The organism is Serratia sp. 201, assembly GCF_037027545.1.
Lineage (GTDB): Bacteria > Pseudomonadota > Gammaproteobacteria > Enterobacterales > Enterobacteriaceae > Serratia > Serratia bockelmannii.
Genome location: NZ_JAXCHC010000001.1, coordinates 1,472,301 through 1,487,233 on the forward strand (window position 1 = coordinate 1,472,301; position 14,933 = coordinate 1,487,233).

Annotated in this window: 19 protein-coding genes; 9 read left to right on the forward strand and 10 right to left on the reverse strand. The window is 58.8% G+C overall.

Going from position 1 to position 14,933, the window contains the following annotated elements:
• Nucleotides 1-220: 220 nt before the first annotated feature.
• Entirely contained in the window at nucleotides 221-742 is a 522-nt protein-coding gene (sodC, locus tag WA302_RS07565; protein WP_025302665.1) for a superoxide dismutase family protein, read from the forward strand.
• Here the strand turns inward: sodC and WA302_RS07570 are convergent, their stop codons facing one another.
• From WA302_RS07570 to WA302_RS07580, 3 genes are read right to left on the reverse strand one after another with little or no spacing between them, the layout of a single operon-like run.
• Nucleotides 743-2,773 carry an FUSC family protein gene (locus WA302_RS07570; protein ID WP_197764848.1) on the reverse strand — a complete coding sequence of 677 codons (2,031 nt, stop codon included), beginning with the start codon at nucleotides 2,771-2,773 and terminating at the stop codon, nucleotides 743-745.
• 3 nt (nucleotides 2,774-2,776) lie between these two features.
• Entirely contained in the window at nucleotides 2,777-3,640 is an 864-nt protein-coding gene (locus WA302_RS07575; protein WP_004931305.1) for an efflux RND transporter periplasmic adaptor subunit, read from the reverse strand.
• A gap of 3 nt (nucleotides 3,641-3,643) precedes the next feature.
• Nucleotides 3,644-3,880, reverse strand: coding sequence for a DUF1656 domain-containing protein (locus WA302_RS07580; protein ID WP_004931303.1), 237 nt, complete (start codon nucleotides 3,878-3,880; stop codon nucleotides 3,644-3,646).
• 180 nt (nucleotides 3,881-4,060) lie between these two features.
• Between WA302_RS07580 and slyA the strand changes: the two genes are divergently transcribed.
• Complete coding sequence (gene slyA / locus WA302_RS07585) at nucleotides 4,061-4,492, forward strand: transcriptional regulator SlyA (protein ID WP_004931301.1); 432 nt, start codon at nucleotides 4,061-4,063, stop codon at nucleotides 4,490-4,492.
• 92 nt (nucleotides 4,493-4,584) lie between these two features.
• On the opposite strand, the gene WA302_RS07590 is transcribed toward slyA, so the two are convergent.
• Entirely contained in the window at nucleotides 4,585-5,049 is a 465-nt protein-coding gene (locus WA302_RS07590; protein WP_025159710.1) for a glycine zipper 2TM domain-containing protein, read from the reverse strand.
• 351 nt (nucleotides 5,050-5,400) lie between these two features.
• Here WA302_RS07590 and anmK point away from each other — a divergent pair, with 351 nt between their 5' ends.
• The 5 genes from anmK (at nucleotide 5,401) to pdxY (ending at nucleotide 9,970) form a co-directional block, all read left to right on the forward strand.
• Nucleotides 5,401-6,522: an anhydro-N-acetylmuramic acid kinase gene (anmK, locus tag WA302_RS07595; RefSeq protein ID WP_049204297.1), complete on the forward strand. Its 1,122-nt coding sequence runs from the start codon at nucleotides 5,401-5,403 to the stop codon at nucleotides 6,520-6,522.
• A gap of 45 nt (nucleotides 6,523-6,567) precedes the next feature.
• Nucleotides 6,568-6,870 (forward strand): MliC family protein, encoded by a 303-nt coding sequence (locus WA302_RS07600; protein ID WP_043141183.1) that lies wholly within the window; start codon nucleotides 6,568-6,570, stop codon nucleotides 6,868-6,870.
• 88 nt (nucleotides 6,871-6,958) lie between these two features.
• Nucleotides 6,959-7,612, forward strand: coding sequence for a pyridoxamine 5'-phosphate oxidase (gene pdxH / locus WA302_RS07605; protein ID WP_025302668.1), 654 nt, complete (start codon nucleotides 6,959-6,961; stop codon nucleotides 7,610-7,612).
• 138 nt (nucleotides 7,613-7,750) lie between these two features.
• A complete protein-coding gene (gene tyrS, locus WA302_RS07610) occupies nucleotides 7,751-9,025 on the forward strand; it encodes a tyrosine--tRNA ligase (RefSeq protein ID WP_043141190.1) in 1,275 nt (424 codons plus the stop codon).
• 84 nt (nucleotides 9,026-9,109) lie between these two features.
• Entirely contained in the window at nucleotides 9,110-9,970 is an 861-nt protein-coding gene (gene pdxY, locus WA302_RS07615; RefSeq protein ID WP_043141216.1) for a pyridoxal kinase PdxY, read from the forward strand.
• Nucleotides 9,971-10,009: 39 nt separating this feature from the next.
• Here pdxY and gstA read toward each other — a convergent pair whose 3' ends face one another.
• The 4 genes from gstA to WA302_RS07635 all read right to left on the reverse strand — a co-directional run bounded on the left by gstA (nucleotide 10,010) and on the right by WA302_RS07635 (nucleotide 13,007).
• Nucleotides 10,010-10,615, reverse strand: coding sequence for a glutathione transferase GstA (gstA, locus tag WA302_RS07620; protein ID WP_025302671.1), 606 nt, complete (start codon nucleotides 10,613-10,615; stop codon nucleotides 10,010-10,012).
• A 92-nt stretch (nucleotides 10,616-10,707) separates the two neighbouring features.
• Nucleotides 10,708-11,592, reverse strand: coding sequence for a 4-hydroxy-tetrahydrodipicolinate synthase (dapA, locus tag WA302_RS07625; protein ID WP_049209383.1), 885 nt, complete (start codon nucleotides 11,590-11,592; stop codon nucleotides 10,708-10,710).
• A gap of 360 nt (nucleotides 11,593-11,952) precedes the next feature.
• Nucleotides 11,953-12,216, reverse strand: coding sequence for a DUF3811 domain-containing protein (locus WA302_RS07630; RefSeq protein WP_004938373.1), 264 nt, complete (start codon nucleotides 12,214-12,216; stop codon nucleotides 11,953-11,955).
• 95 nt (nucleotides 12,217-12,311) lie between these two features.
• Entirely contained in the window at nucleotides 12,312-13,007 is a 696-nt protein-coding gene (locus tag WA302_RS07635; protein ID WP_049204298.1) for an HD domain-containing protein, read from the reverse strand.
• 202 nt (nucleotides 13,008-13,209) lie between these two features.
• Between WA302_RS07635 and WA302_RS07640 the strand changes: the two genes are divergently transcribed.
• Nucleotides 13,210-13,602: a nuclear transport factor 2 family protein gene (locus WA302_RS07640; RefSeq protein ID WP_004938379.1), complete on the forward strand. Its 393-nt coding sequence runs from the start codon at nucleotides 13,210-13,212 to the stop codon at nucleotides 13,600-13,602.
• Here WA302_RS07640 and WA302_RS07645 read toward each other — a convergent pair.
• A complete protein-coding gene (locus tag WA302_RS07645) occupies nucleotides 13,599-13,868 on the reverse strand; it encodes a hypothetical protein (RefSeq protein ID WP_004938382.1) in 270 nt (89 codons plus the stop codon). The two genes, WA302_RS07640 and WA302_RS07645, sit on opposite strands and share 4 nt — an antisense overlap.
• A gap of 276 nt (nucleotides 13,869-14,144) precedes the next feature.
• Between WA302_RS07645 and WA302_RS07650 the strand changes: the two genes are divergently transcribed.
• Nucleotides 14,145-14,525, forward strand: a complete 381-nt coding sequence (locus tag WA302_RS07650) for a nuclear transport factor 2 family protein (RefSeq protein ID WP_025302674.1) — start codon at nucleotides 14,145-14,147, stop codon at nucleotides 14,523-14,525.
• Nucleotides 14,526-14,532: 7 nt separating this feature from the next.
• On the opposite strand, the gene WA302_RS07655 is transcribed toward WA302_RS07650, so the two are convergent.
• Nucleotides 14,533-14,913 carry a RidA family protein gene (locus tag WA302_RS07655; protein ID WP_025302675.1) on the reverse strand — a complete coding sequence of 127 codons (381 nt, stop codon included), beginning with the start codon at nucleotides 14,911-14,913 and terminating at the stop codon, nucleotides 14,533-14,535.
• Between the last annotated feature and the right edge of the window lie 20 nt (nucleotides 14,914-14,933).

A 14,933-nucleotide genomic window follows, 5' to 3' on the forward strand; every position in this document is an offset into this window, starting at 1 on the left:
CCGCCTGGCCGGGGAGTGAACTCTCATGCGTCGGCGGTGGAAACAGGGAAACAACGTTAGCCGAACGACAGCTGGTCAGAGGACCAACATCGGTAGAATTATTATTAGTGCTAAATATTAGGCCTGCGAATCAAATTAGCGAGATTGTGCGTTGGTTAACAGTGCCGGCGCAGGCTCTCCTATACTGATAGCTCGATGTAGTCATTAAGGAGACTGATTGATGAAACGTTATTGGTATGCGGCGCTCGGCTTGATGGCGTGTGGCGCGGCTCAGGCGGCGACAGCTGACGTTGAGATGCATCTGGTGACCGGGCAGGGTATCGGTCAGGATATCGGCAAGGTAGTCATCAGCGAAACGCCGTATGGCTTACTGTTCACGCCGAGCCTGAAAGCGTTGCCGGCCGGAGTACACGGTTTCCACGTGCATGAAAAAGGCAGCTGCGAGCCGGGCATGAAGGAAGGTAAAGCGGTGGCGGCGCTGGCGGCCGGCGGACATTTCGACCCGCAAAAGACCGGGAAACACCTCGGGCCGTACGCCGACGGGCACCTGGGGGATTTGCCGGCCATCTATGTGACCGCCGACGGCATGGCAAACTACCCGGTGCTGGCCCCGCGGCTGAAAAAAATCAGCGAAATAGAGGGCAAGGCGCTGATGGTGCACGCCGGCGGCGATAACCATTCGGATCATCCACAGCCGCTCGGCGGCGGCGGCGAACGCTTCGCCTGCGGCGTGGTCAAGTGATCATCCGCCGCTAACGGCCGGTGCGGCGGCGGGCTGCCCCATCGCCTGTTGCAATTGTTGCAGTGAGCAGTAGAGCCGCCAGATCAGGCCGGCCAGATCGCGCGCCGCCTGTTCCGGGTGGTGCGCCAACGCGTTGCTCATGCGCAGCAGCTCCTGCAGCGTGGCGTCCAGCGAACTGTGCTGCACGCCTTTCTCCGTCATAATACCGCGCAGGCAGTGGATACAGACGTTGCGCACCGCCGACAGCGGATCGGAACGGGTCTGCCAGTCGCGCAGCTGCCAGACGATATGGCTGCAGTTGAGCAGCACCACGCCCCAGCGCAGCAGCCAGGTGCGAGCCTCCTGATCCTGACTCTGATTGAGTTGGCTGATGCGATGGTAGATCAGTGATTCGAACTGGCTTTCGCTCTGCTGCGGCTTTTTGCTCAACTGATCGATAAAATCGCGCCGCAGCGCGCGGATAATACGGCGGCTCTTTCGCTTGTCCGAACTGGGGCGTAGGATCTGAAACGCCAACCCGGCCAGCAATACACCGACGATTTTACCGATGTTGTCATTGATAAAGGACTGGTAGTCATAGCTCGGCGGGTTGCTGACGGTCAGAAACGAGCCCATGAAGACGATCAGCTGCCCCCAGAGCGCGGCATAAGGCGGATTCTGCAGCTTGAGCATTTGCATGGTCACCAGAATAGGGAACAGGAAGGCGCAGAACACCCAGAAGTCGTCAATCTGGATCATCAAACCGAATTTCACCACGAAGCAGGCGACCGAGAGCAGCAGCACCGCCTTGAGCAAGGTGCTGACGCTGTTGATCGGCGAAGGCGTGGAGGAGTAGAGCACGCAGCTGATGGCGGTGAGCGTTAGCGCCGCGCTGCCGGCGTCCCACTGCGTGTTGATCCAGTAGGCGCAGCCGATCACGATGCATAAAAAGGTGCGCAGGCCGTTATAGGCGGCTTCGTAGCTGTCGGTGTGGCGCGCCAGTGAGGTGACGTGCGGCGGCTGGAGATCGCTGACCGCCGTGGCGCTTTCCAACCGCAGCAGCCAGCGGTTGCAGCGCAGGTAAAGCCAACAGAAATCGCGCAACCGCAGCCAGAAGGCGCGATGGCGGTAGTCCGTCGCATCTTGCGGGGCGATCTGCTGGAGCAGACGCGCCAAGCGATATTTATCGGTGGCGGGATCGCGCAGCTCGTCCAGCAGCTGTGTCAGCACCGGCATCAGATTAGCAGGGCGATCCGGCCAGTTCAGCAGCATGCGGCGCAGGCTGGAAATGACGCTGGTAATGCGCAGCTGCTGGTGCAGCAGATAGTTGAGCAGGTTATTTTGCCGCCGCAGCCGGTAGTGGCTCCAGAATGCCTGAATGCGCAGCAGGTTCATGGTCAGGATCTGGCCGATGACCCCCTCGTGCGAGGTGCGCATCTGCGCGGTGACCTCCGGCTGCCACAGCATGGCGGCGTGCTCCAGCAGGCGTAGCTGCATGCGCCGCAGCGAGGTCAGCAAGGCTTCGCCGTCGGAGGTGCTGGGCAGGATCATCATCATCAACCCGCCGCACAGAATACCGGTGATCACTTCGCAAACCCGCGCCTGAGCGATATCGAATATCTGCTGGATATCGGTGACGTTGACCGTACCGAAGGCGATGATGGCGGCGGTATAGCCCGCCAGCGCGAAGGCGTAAGAGACGTTGTTTTGGTAATGATTCGAGACGTAGGTGCACAGCCCGATCCAGGCGGCGATGAACAGCGTAAACAGCCAGGGATCGTTCAGGCAGTGGCCGGCGATCGCTACCGAGGCGGCGGCGCCCACCAGGCTGCCGAAGATGCGGCCGATGCTTTTGCTGATCACGCCGCCGATGGTGGGGAAACTCACCACCGCGGCGGAGGTGAGCGCCCAATAGGGTTCGTCGAGCTCGAGCACGAACGCCACCCACAACGCCAGACACATCGCCAGCGAGTTGCGCAGCGCATAGCGCCATTGGCCGCCGGTCGCCTTACCCCAGGGGGTACGGCTCCACTCCAGAAAAGGCAGGTTCACACTTTAGTTCCGCTGATGAATCGAAATGGTGCAGGTGGTACCGGCGACCAGCGTCAAATCGGCGGGCACGTTGAGCAATTTTATCCGCACCGGCACACGCTGGGCCAAACGTACCCAAGGAACATTGGGCTTAACGTCCATTAATAGATCGTTGCTGCTGTCGACGCTCTGATCGTAAATGGCGCGTCCGATGCTCTCTACTTCCCCCTGCAGCGGCGTGTTGCCGTTATATAAAACGATGTCCGCTTTATTGCCTTCTTTTATATGCTTCAGCTTGGTTTCTTCGAAATATCCGAGCACATAAAACGAATGCACATCCACCAACGCCACCAGGGGCGTGCCGGCGTTGGCGTAGTTTCCGACGCGTGCCTGCAGGTTGGTGATATAACCGTCGGTTGGCGCATAAATTTTGGTTTTGCTCAAATTCCATTTGGCCTGTTCCAGGTTGGCCAGGGCCGCTTTATAGGCGGCCTTCATTGCCTGAGCGGCTAAATTGGACTCGTCCAAGTCTTCAGCGGAAATAACGTTACGCGGTAAACCGCGGCGGCGGGCAGCCTCATGGTCCGCTTTGGCCAGATCGGATTGCGCTTTTGCCACCGCGGCCTCGGCATTGTCCAGCGCAATCTGGTAGGGCACCGGGTCGAGGGTAAAAATCAGACTTCCCGCAGGTACGAACTGATTGTCATTCGCGCTTATTTTCTCTAATCTTCCAGAGACTTCAGGGGTGATATTGACGAGTTCTGCGCGCACTTTTCCGTCACGGGTCCATGGGGATTGCATATAATAATTCCAGAGCCACCAACCGGCGCAGACGGCAATGGCGCAGACGATCACCGTAGAGAAGTATTTTAATGTTTTATGCTGCATGGGTTACCAACTCGCTAAAATCCATAAGGAACCGCTGACGGTCAGAACAAAAATGGACAGGTCCATCAACATGGGATGCCAGATTTCACCGGAATACATCCAGTCTCTCAGCAGCTGATGAATCAGCAGCCATAAGACCAGTCCTAGTAAAAAAGCTTTAAATATAGGTGGAAAATAAAGCGATGCCCCCAGGACCAAATCGGGTAAGGGGGATGAGGTGTGTAACCATGATGTATTCACATTAACAATCCCTAAGGGTGAATATGTTGAATATTTGCATAACGATTAAACAATAGCGGCTAAAAATAGTGGTTATTTCCACAATATACATTATATACATTTGTGTTTTTAATGTGAGTTACCCAAAATAGTCTAAGCTCTGGGAGGTAATGTTAGCATGCTAATTATAAGGAGGGGTAAGTGGAGTCAACATTAGGTTCAGATTTAGCACGATTGGTTCGTGTTTGGCGAGCGCTCATCGATCACCGGCTCAAGCCGTTGGAGCTGACCCAAACGCATTGGGTCACGTTGCACAATATCAATCGCTTGCCGCCGGAGCAGTCGCAAATCCAGCTGGCCAAGGCGATCGGTATCGAGCAACCGTCACTGGTTCGCACGCTGGACCAACTGGAGGAGAAAGGGCTGATCACGCGTCACACCTGTGCCAACGATCGCCGCGCGAAGCGCATCAAGTTGACCGAAGCGGCCGATCCGATCATCAGAGAAGTCGATAGTGTGATCACGTCTACGCGCAGTGAGATTTTAAGCGGCATTACCGCCGACGAAGTGCATCTGTTGGTAGGGCTGATTGGCAAGTTAGAACAAAATATCACCGAACTGCAGAACAAATAATAATATTCTTATTTTCTACGATTACAGTTTCACAGCATCAGAAATAAAACCGGAGGCGATTGCCTCCGGTTTGCCGTGTGCCGCCGGCTGACTTACAGCGGAGAGACGGTGATGGTGTCGCCCATGCGCGCCATGCGCACGCGCTGGCCCGGGCTGAACTTGGTGTCGCCCGCTTTCTGCACCACGACGATGTTCTCTTTCTGGTCGGTTTTGATTTCCAGCTCGTAGCCTGAGGTACGGCCGGCCACTTCACCGATGCTGTTGCCTGCTGCGCCGCCGGCGATAGCGCCCGCCGCGGTAGCCAGCGTACGACCGGTACCGCCGCCAACGGTGTTACCCAACAGCCCGCCAATCACTGCGCCGCCGATCATCCCCAAGGCGTTGGAACCTTCCCCGCCCTGAATTTTCACCGGACGCACGGAAACCAGCGTCCCGTAGGTGACGTTCTGCACCTGTTTGGCCTGCGAGGACGAGTAGACATCGCCGGACATGGATTCATTGGCACACCCAGCCAACGTAACGGCGGCGACGGCAACGACGAGAAGACGCTTGATCATATAAAACTCCTGATGGTAGTAGTCCATAACCTGGCAATGCTCACCAGGCAAGATTCAGTGAAAATGATAGACAAAGTATGGCTGAAAGTTGATACAGCGCCATGCCTCATCGCTGCACGCAGCTTAACTTTTCTCTGTTCAACCAATAATAAACCGCGGTTTACCTTTATGACAGCCTCACCGACATTCCGTTGCCGGTTAACGCACGGTTTAACACATGAAATGTGCCACCGCGGCGCACCTGGCTCACGGCCTGTAAAAAAAGCATCATAATTCATGGCGTTAATCCGGCAATTCTGGTTTATTTGTCAGGATGAAATTTGCTTACCGCGCGGGTTAGAGGATGTTGCTATGAAGTCAGGCCGCTATATAGGCGTCATGTCCGGCACCAGTCTGGACGGAATCGATGTGGTATTGGCCGCGATCGACGATCGCATGGTGGCGCAGCAGGCCAGCTATAGCCATCCGATGCCGATCGCGCTGAAAAAAGAGATCCTGGGGATGTGCCAGGGGCAGCAGACCACGCTGGCCGCCGTCGGCCGATTGGACGCACGGCTGGGCACGCTGTTTGGCGAGGCGGTGCTTGGCCTGCTGAAGCAAACCGGCATCGACGCCGAGCAGATCACCGCCATCGGTTGCCACGGCCAGACGGTGTGGCACGAACCGGAAGGCGACGCGCGTTTCTCGATGCAGCTCGGCGACAACAATCGCATCGCTGCGCTGACCAATATCACCACCGTCGGCGATTTCCGCCGGCGCGATATGGCCTACGGCGGGCAGGGCGCGCCGCTGGTGCCTGCGTTTCATCAGGCGCTGCTGGGGCATCCCGTCGAGCGGCGTATGGTGCTGAACGTCGGCGGCATTGCCAACCTTTCTCTGCTGTTGCCCGGTGCGCCGGTGCGCGGTTTCGATACCGGGCCGGGCAATATGCTGATGGATGCCTGGGTCTGGCGTCACCGTGCGCAACCTTACGATCAGGACGGCGGCTGGGCGATGCAGGGGCGAGTCTGCTTGCCGCTGTTGCAGCAAATGCTGGCGGATCCTTACTTTGCGCTACCGGCGCCGAAAAGCACCGGCCGCGAGTATTTCAATATCGCCTGGCTGGAGCGGCAGCTGGCCGGATTGCCGGCGATCGCGCCGGTCGACGTGCAGGCCACGCTGACAGAGCTGACCGCCGTCAGCATCAGCGAACAGGTACAACTGGCCGGCGGGTGCGAGCGCCTGCTGGTCTGCGGTGGCGGAGCGCGCAACACGCTGCTGATGGCGCGCCTGTCGGCGCTGTTGCCGGGCACGGAGGTCGGGCTGACCGACGATTGCGGCGTCAGCGGAGACGACATGGAGGCGCTGGCCTTTGCCTGGCTGGCGTTTCGCACGCTGTCCGGCCAGGCCGGCAACCTGCCTTCGGTCACCGGCGCCAGCCGTGAAACGGTGCTGGGTGGGATTTATCCGGTTTTGCCGTTGAGGGGCCGTTAGCTCTGTTAGGATAACCTGTGAAGGATTTCTCTAAGGAGCAACAGCATGAAAAAAGTCATTTTCGTCGCCGGCGCGCTGGCGTTGTCCGGCTGCAGCTACATCCTGCCGCAGAGCAGCCAGACGATGCACTACCAGTGCGGCACTACGCCGCTGACGGTGGGGCTCGACGGCAAGGCGAGCGAAGTCAGCCTGCTGATGGACGGCGAGCAACTGCATCTTAAGCAGGTGCTGGCGCTGACCGGTGCCAAATACAGCGACGGTAAATACACTTTTTGGTCGAAAGATCGTAACGCCTATCTTGAGCGCAACGGCAAGGTAGTCATGAGCGACTGCGTGTTGACGGAGTGACGGTCACGGCGGCGTCGGAGCGATTGAGTTCCTGACGCCGCAGGCGCAGAATGTAACGACGGATTTTTTCAGTTGGTCGATAAACCAGATGATTGAAAAGAATGAGTTTGATGTTGCGGACCTGCGCCGTGAATATACCCGAGGCGGCCTGCGCCGCAACGATCTGACCGCCAACCCGCTCGAACTGTTCGAGCGCTGGTTGAAACAGGCCTGCGACGCGCGCCTGGCCGATCCTACCGCCATGTGCGTCGCCACCGTCGACGAACACGGCCAGCCGTATCAGCGCATCGTGCTGCTCAAGCATTTCGATGAGCAGGGGCTGGTGTTCTACACCAACCTCGGCAGCCGCAAGGCACAGCAGCTGGCGCAAAACCCGCATATCAGCCTGCTGTTCCCCTGGCACATGCTCGACCGTCAGGTGATTTTCCTGGGGCAGGTGGAGCGCCTGTCGACCCTCGACGTGCTGAAGTACTTCAACAGCCGGCCGAAGGACAGCCAGATCGGCGCCTGGGTGTCGCAGCAGTCGTCGCGCATTTCCGCGCGCGGCGTGCTGGAAAGCAAATTCCTCGAGTTGAAGCAAAAGTTCCAGCAGGGCGAAGTGCCGTTGCCGAGTTTCTGGGGCGGATTCCGCGTGAAATTTGACTCCGTCGAGTTCTGGCAAGGCGGCGCCCATCGCCTGCATGACCGTTTCCTGTATCAGCGGGACGGGAATGACTGGAAAATTGACCGACTGGCACCTTGAAGACGTAAAATCCCCTCTAAGCGCTGGTGCTGACGCCGCCGGCGCTTTATTCTATGCGCTACCCTGAATTTTTATTTCGCCACTGGGCGAAAGGCCGTGTACCGGCAAAGGTGCATTCGTTTATACATGGAGTCATTGATGGCAAGCAGCAACTTGATTAAACAACTGCAAGAGCGGGGCCTCGTTGCCCAGGTTACGGATGAGGAAGCGTTAGCGGAGCGACTGGCGCAAGGGCCAATTGCACTGTATTGCGGTTTCGATCCGACCGCTGACAGCTTGCATTTGGGCCATCTGGTTCCTCTGTTGTGCCTGAAGCGCTTCCAACTGGCCGGCCACAAGCCGGTAGCGTTGGTGGGCGGCGCCACTGGCCTCATCGGCGATCCGAGCTTCAAAGCGGCGGAGCGCAAGCTGAACACCACCGATACGGTGAACGAGTGGGTCGAGAAGATCCGCAAACAGGTTTCCCCGTTCCTCGATTTCGACTGCGGCAGCAACAGCGCCATCGCGGCCAACAACTACGACTGGTTCGGCGGCATGAACGTGCTGACCTTCCTGCGTGACATCGGCAAGCACTTCTCCGTCAACCAGATGATCAACAAGGAAGCGGTCAAGCAGCGCCTGAATCGCGACGACTCCGGCATCTCCTTCACCGAGTTCTCCTATAACCTGCTGCAGGGCTACGATTTCTCCGAGCTGTACAACCGCCACCAGGTGGAGCTGCAGATTGGTGGTTCCGACCAGTGGGGCAACATCACCTCGGGTATCGATCTGACGCGTCGTCAGCACCAGAAGCAGGTGTTCGGCCTGACCGTGCCGTTGATCACCAAAGCAGACGGCACCAAGTTCGGTAAAACCGAAGGCGGCGCGGTCTGGCTGGCGCCGGAAAAAACCAGCCCGTACAAGTTCTACCAGTTCTGGATCAACACCGCCGACGCCGACGTTTACCGCTTCCTGAAATTCTTCACCTTCATGAGCCTGGAAGACATCAACGCGCTGGAAGAAGAAGACAAAAACAGCGGCAAGGCGCCGCGCGCCCAGTACGTGCTGGCGGAAGAAGTGACCGGCATGGTGCACGGTGCGGAAGGCCTGGCGGCCGCCAAGCGCATCACCCAGAGCCTGTTCTCCGGTGCGCTGCACGACATGACCGAAGCGGACTTCGCCCAGCTGGCGCAGGACGGTATGCCGACCATCAAACTGGATGGCGACGCCGATCTGCAGCAGGCGTTGGTGAATGCCGAACTGGTGCCGTCACGCGGCCAGGCGCGCACCATGATCGGCTCCAACGCGGTGACCATCAACGGTGAGAAACAGTCCGATGCCGAATACCGCTTCAGCGATTCAGATCGTCTGTTCGGCCGCTACACGCTGCTGCGCCGCGGCAAGAAACACTACTGCCTGGTGGATTGGCAGTAAGCGAATAATAACGGTAAGGGGCCCTGGCGGCCCCTTTATTTTTGCGCAGCCGCCCGGCTGCCGTATTCCGAACGAGTTCTGTCGATGAAAAACATTCTTTCTATCCAGTCGCACGTGGTGTTTGGTCACGCCGGCAACAGTGCGGCTGAGTTTCCGATGCGCCGCATGGGCGTCAACGTCTGGCCGCTGAACACGGTGCAGTTCTCCAACCATACGCAATACGGCCAGTGGACCGGCTGCGTCATGCCGGCCAGCCACCTGACTGAGATCGCGCAGGGTATCGCCAATATCGATCAACTGAAGCGCTGTGATGCGGTGCTGAGCGGTTATATCGGTTCGCCGGAGCAGGGTGACCATATTCTGGAGATCGTGCGTCAGGTTAAGCAGGCGAACCCGAACGCCTGGTATTTTTGCGATCCGGTGATGGGGCATCCGGAAAAAGGCTGCATCGTGGCGCCGGGCGTGGCCGAGTTTCACTGCCGCCAGGCGTTGCCGTGCAGCGACATGGTGGCGCCGAACCTGCTGGAGCTGGAAATGCTGAGCCAGATGGCCGTCGCCAACGTGGCCGATGCGGTGCAGGCCGCCCGCGTGCTGATCGCCAAAGGGCCGCGGCTGGTGCTGGTTAAGCACCTGGCCCGCGCCGGCTATCACGCCGACTGCTTCGAAATGCTGCTGGTGACGGCGGACGAGGCCTGGCACATCAGCCGGCCGCTGGTGGACTTCGGCGCGCGTCAGCCGGTCGGCGTCGGCGATTTGACCAGCGGTCTGCTGCTGGTGGATCTACTGAAGGGCGAGGCGCTGGATAAAGCGCTGGAGCACGTGACCGCCGCCGTGTATGAGGTGATGCTGACGACTCAGGAGATGGGGGAATACGAGCTGCAGGTAGTGGCGGCGCAGGATCGGATCGTGCAGCCGCGCAGCGAATTCAAAGCGGTAAAACTGTAAGTGCAACGGGCCCCGGCGATAGCCACCGGGGCCGAGTGTTTACTTCAATCCTTCGGCGTTCAGCGCCGCATCTACCGCCGGGCGCGCCGCAACGCGATCGAACCAGGCCGCCAGATGGGCGTGCTTGCGCACGTCAAACTGCAGGGCGAATGCCCAGCGCAGCACGGTGAACAGGTAGGCGTCAGCCACGCTGAAACGGCTCCCCAACAGGAAGTGCTGCTTCGCCAGCACCGAATCCAGATAGCTGAACTGCTGCTCCAGCCTGGCGCGCGCGATGGTTTTGTATTCCTCGGGCGTCTTCGGGTTGAACAGCGGGCTGAACCCTTTGTGCAGTTCGGTGGCGATGTAGTTCAGCCATTCGATCGCGTGGTAGCGCGACAGGGTGCCCGCCGCCGGGATCAGGTTGCGGTCCGGCACGCGGTCCGCCAGGTATTGTACGATCGCCACGCCTTCGGTCAGCAGGCTGCCATCGTCCAGCAGCAGCGCCGGGACCTGTCCCTTGGGATTGATGGCGAGGTAATCGGCGCCGCTCTCGGTTTTCTTCTGCGCCAGATCGACCTTCTCCGCCGTAAAATCCAGCCCTGCCTCGCGCAGCACGATATGCGGGGACAGCGAACAGGCGCCGGCTTTATAGAACAGTTTCATCGGAAGCTCCTTGTTGATGACGAATGACGGGCATGCTTAACCTCTCATCGTAGTCCCATAGCGCCAAAATTACAGCGGCTTAGCTTACAAATTTAACCGATGAGCGCCTCGGCTGTCTGCAGCTGCGCCAGCGTTGCGGCGATCTGCTGTTGCAGCGCCTGCGGCGCCACCTGCATGGGCGAACGTAACTCATTGGCGATCAGCCCCTGTTGGGCCAGTACCGTCTTGACCGGCGCCGGATTCGGGAAGCTGAACATCTGGTGGATCATCGGCAGCAGCTCATAGAAGTTGCTGCGCGCAGCGGCCAGATCGCCGGTGGCGACTTGCTGTACCAGCTGGACGAAACGTTCCGGGTGAACATGCGCGGCGGCGGAAATGGCACCGGTGCCGCCGAGGCACAGCGTGGTGAGGATCAGATTGTCTTCCCCGGTCATCACATCGATTTCGCCGTCGGCGATCAGCGCCATGGTAGCGTCAGGGTTGCCGCCGCAGTCCTTGATGGCGGTGATGCGCGGGTGACGTGCGAGCCGGCGCAGCGTGGCCAGCTCCATGGCGATGCCGGTGCGCTGCGGAATGTTGTACAGGATCACCGGCACGGTGGAGGCGTCGGCCAACTGGGTGAAATAGTCGATCAGGCCGCATTGCGAAGGGCGGATGTAGTAAGGCGCCGGGATCAGCACGCCGGCGATGTCGCGCAGCTGAATGGCCTGCTGCATCTGCAGCGTGGCGGCCATGTTATTGCCGGAAAGGCCCATCACCACCTGATGGGCGGGCGCCACCTCCAGCACGGCGTCGAGTACCGCCAGCTGTTCTTCCTTGCTCAGCGCGGCGGCTTCACCGGTAGAGCCGCAGACCACCAGGCCGTCGATGCCGGCGTCGAGCAGGTGTCGCGCCAGGCGTTTCACTGCCGCCAGATCGACGGCATCTTGATTGAAAGGGGTAACCATCGCCACCCAAATACCCGAAAATGAGGCCATAAAATATTCCTTCTGTGTGACCGACAGAGAAGCCAGATGAGAAAATTGAAGGCGGGGCGTTGCAGGCCATCCAGTCAGCTCATCTGACGGGACAGCGCGCCCCGGTCAAATGAGCGTCTGTTTCTTCGATTTAACCGCCGCCAAACCGCCAACGGACAACGCAGGTGTCATCAGAATATCAGCGTTGCGTGGGTAGGCCATGGCAGTCTCGTGAAAAGGGGAAGTGGGGTGATAATGAATATTCTTCATCAGGCTGTCAATTTACAACAGATTGATAACATTGTTATTCATGATTCATCAGCAGGGATGAGTTTGGCTAATAAATAAAACCCCCGCCGCGGCGGGGAGGGTTTGACTGGCTCAGCGCGGCGGGCGGGAGCCGATAGTGGCAGACCAACTGAAGGTGTCGCCGCTTGGCCGGTAGCGGTTGGCTTTGCGTTCTGCACGCTCTGCCTTAGCGAGCTTTGCTCTGGCGGCCATGATGCGCGCCACCACTTCATCCTTGACCTTGTGCTGTTCGGCGTTGGTCAGCGGCCGGCCGTGGCTTTTACGCGCTTTGTCCAGCTCGGTTTTGACTTCCCGTTGCTCGCTTTCCGTCATCTCTTTCAACGTCAACTTTTTCATCTGTGCCGCCCGTTCGGTGAAGTTGGCTTTCAGTTTAACGGTGTTATGTGACCGAAAATGTTATGGGCATAACGAAAATGCCCCGTAGGCCGGCATTACACCTCTTCCAGCAGATCATCGACAAAACGCCGCATGCGTTCGGTACGAAGCTCGGCCATGTGCCGCCCGGCGGCGGTCTGGAAGCCGTCTTGCAGTTTGAACAGCTTGGTTTCGAAGTGATCCAGGCTGAAACGTTTGTCGTCGTATTGGCGATGTTCGGCCCGCGGGTCGGCGGCGTCGTACAGCGCACTGCGCATGCGGCCGCCGATATAGAAGCAGCGCGCCACGCCAATCAGGCCAATGGCGTCGAGACGATCGGCGTCCTGCAGGATCTTTGCCTCCAGCGTTTGCGGGGGGATGCCAGCGGAAAAACTGTGCGCTTCAATGGCGTGGGCTACCGCCGCGATGTCCGCCGGCGCCCATTCCAGCCGGGTCAGCGTCAGCGTGGCTTGCTCCGCCGCCATGCGCGAGGCCAGATGGCGCTGCGGCGAGTTTTTTTCCACCGCCACGGCGTCATGCAGCAGCACCGCCGCGCAGAGAATGCGCCGGTCGCCGCCTTCCAGCTTGCTGATGTGGCGGCAGTTCTTCCAGACTCGATGCAGGTGCGCCACGTCATGCGAACCGTCGTCCGACTCGAGGGTGAGCGGCAACAGCGTTTGCGCCAGCGTTTGGTAGGGGGAAAACGGTTGTAACAACTCTTGCGTCAGCGAGGGTAAAGACACGTTCAGCTCCTGTTGGGGAAAATCGGTCAATCAGCATAGCCGTGTCGGATGCCGGGAAAATGACAGAAAAATGGCTATTGTTTACTAAAGTGCAACCCACTATTGTCATAACTGCGGTTTTTGCAGCGAAACAAGCAACCTAGAATAGCCGCATTCCGCCGTCTCCGCTTGGTGAGAGCCTGTGTCCGCGGGGATGGCCGGAATATCCTCATCAGCCATTTGGAGAAGAGACATGCCAACCCCTCTTGAAATAGTGCGCGCAACCTATGAAGGCAGCTCCGAAGAAAACGGCCGCAATCTGCTGGCGGCGCTGGCCCCCGATGCAGAGTGGACCGAAGCCGCGGGTTTCCCTTACGCCGGTACCTATATCGGCCCGGAGAACATCATCAAGAACGTGCATCAGCGCCTGGGCAGCGAATGGCAAGGTTACCGCGCCGACGTCGATCACTTTTACGATGCCGGCGACAACGTGATCGCTCAGGGTTTTTATCACGGCACTTACCGGGCCACCGGCAAATCCTTCAGCGCCTCTTTTGCGCATATTTATACGCTTCGCGCCGGAAAAATCGTGAAGTTCGTGCAGATCGTCGACAGCGCTAAAGTGCTGGAAGCAATGCAGCCTTAATCGCCGCTGCGCTTGCCGAATTTGCGGTCGAACTCGCGCCGGTAACCCCGGGCCTTGTTGCGATCGCGGATCCACAAATAGCCGCACACCAGCGCAACCGCTCCCGAGAAGGTGACGTTGCGCATATCCCGGTCATACCAAAACACCAACAGCGCATCTAGCGCAGCAATCAGCGCGATCCATTTGTACATATGGGATTGGCGCCGCGTGGCGGCGTTGAGTCGTTTTAACTGTCTGGCTTCGTCCAACACCGGTTTTTGCTGCATAGCATTTCGTTATCATCAGGCTGTTCACGCTAAATTAGCAGAATTTCCCTAACCGCCGCAAAGATTAACGCGTGGCGTTATGCGGTTTTCATCGCCCCTGGCGCGGCGCAGAAAATTTATGCGCGGGCGCTTGAATTACCCATCGGGCGTGATAGGTTATTTATTCGCTATTTTTGGTTTTTTATTCAAAACTCGCCGTGTCATCAAGCTGCAGCACTGGGCGGTTAACGTGATGGGTTCGACGTATGCGGCGGTTAACTTCGGCAGGAGGATGTGATGAACGATAAAACGGCACGCCCGCAGGATGTGGTTCAACAACAGCTTGACGCCTATAACGCCCGCGACATCGAGGCCTTTATGGCCTGCTGGGCGGACGACGCGCAGTATTACGAGCATCCCGACACGCTGCTGGCCAGCGGCAAGGCGGCGATCCGTGAACGGCATCTTGTGCGTTTCCAGGAGCCGAGTCTGTATGGCGAACGGATAAAACGCATGGCGGTGGGGAATATGGTGGTCGATCAGGAAGTGGTGACGCGCAACTTCCCGCAGGGGCGCGGCAAAATGGATGTCATCGCCATTTACGAAGTGGAACAGGGGCAGATCGCCAAAGCCTGGTTCAAGATCGGCCCCTGCATGCCGGATGAAGGCGCGCTCTAGCCGCGCATTATTGCAACGCCATCACCGCCTCTATCTCTACGCACACCTGCGGTGAGAACAACGCGCTGACCGCCATCAGTGAACAGGCCGGCAGCGCGCCGTCGAAATAGTCAAACAGCACCGGGCGCACGCCCGCCAGATCGGCGATGTCGGTCAGGAACACGCTGATTTTAATCAAGGCCTTGAGATTCACGCCTTCGCTGGCGGCGATGGTCGCCAATTGCTCGAGGATCTCCTGCGTCTGTTCCGGCGCGTTCAAGCCTTGCGCGTCGGTGGCGAAGGCCGTCAAGCCCGACACATACAGGCGATCGCCGTGGCGCACCGCATGCACATAGGGGCCGCCCGGCGTAGGCAACTGCGGATAATTCGTGCGTTTTAATGATGTCATGATCAAACCCCGCGCAAGAC

Excerpts from the sequence above, each read along its gene's own strand:
- sodC (WP_025302665.1), top strand. The coding sequence starts at position 221 with ATGAAACGTTATTGGTATGCGGCGCTCGGCTTGATGGCGTGTGGCGCG.
- WA302_RS07575 (WP_004931305.1), bottom strand. The coding sequence starts at position 3,640 with ATGCAGCATAAAACATTAAAATACTTCTCTACGGTGATCGTCTGCGCC.
- WA302_RS07590 (WP_025159710.1), bottom strand. The coding sequence starts at position 5,049 with ATGATCAAGCGTCTTCTCGTCGTTGCCGTCGCCGCCGTTACGTTGGCT.
- anmK (WP_049204297.1), top strand. The coding sequence starts at position 5,401 with ATGAAGTCAGGCCGCTATATAGGCGTCATGTCCGGCACCAGTCTGGAC.
- WA302_RS07600 (WP_043141183.1), top strand. The coding sequence starts at position 6,568 with ATGAAAAAAGTCATTTTCGTCGCCGGCGCGCTGGCGTTGTCCGGCTGC.
- pdxH (WP_025302668.1), top strand. The coding sequence starts at position 6,959 with ATGATTGAAAAGAATGAGTTTGATGTTGCGGACCTGCGCCGTGAATAT.
- tyrS (WP_043141190.1), top strand. The coding sequence starts at position 7,751 with ATGGCAAGCAGCAACTTGATTAAACAACTGCAAGAGCGGGGCCTCGTT.
- pdxY (WP_043141216.1), top strand. The coding sequence starts at position 9,110 with ATGAAAAACATTCTTTCTATCCAGTCGCACGTGGTGTTTGGTCACGCC.
- gstA (WP_025302671.1), bottom strand. The coding sequence starts at position 10,615 with ATGAAACTGTTCTATAAAGCCGGCGCCTGTTCGCTGTCCCCGCATATC.
- dapA (WP_049209383.1), bottom strand. The coding sequence starts at position 11,592 with ATGGCCTCATTTTCGGGTATTTGGGTGGCGATGGTTACCCCTTTCAAT.
- WA302_RS07630 (WP_004938373.1), bottom strand. The coding sequence starts at position 12,216 with ATGAAAAAGTTGACGTTGAAAGAGATGACGGAAAGCGAGCAACGGGAA.
- WA302_RS07640 (WP_004938379.1), top strand. The coding sequence starts at position 13,210 with ATGCCAACCCCTCTTGAAATAGTGCGCGCAACCTATGAAGGCAGCTCC.
- WA302_RS07645 (WP_004938382.1), bottom strand. The coding sequence starts at position 13,868 with ATGCAGCAAAAACCGGTGTTGGACGAAGCCAGACAGTTAAAACGACTC.
- WA302_RS07650 (WP_025302674.1), top strand. The coding sequence starts at position 14,145 with ATGAACGATAAAACGGCACGCCCGCAGGATGTGGTTCAACAACAGCTT.
- WA302_RS07655 (WP_025302675.1), bottom strand. The coding sequence starts at position 14,913 with ATGACATCATTAAAACGCACGAATTATCCGCAGTTGCCTACGCCGGGC.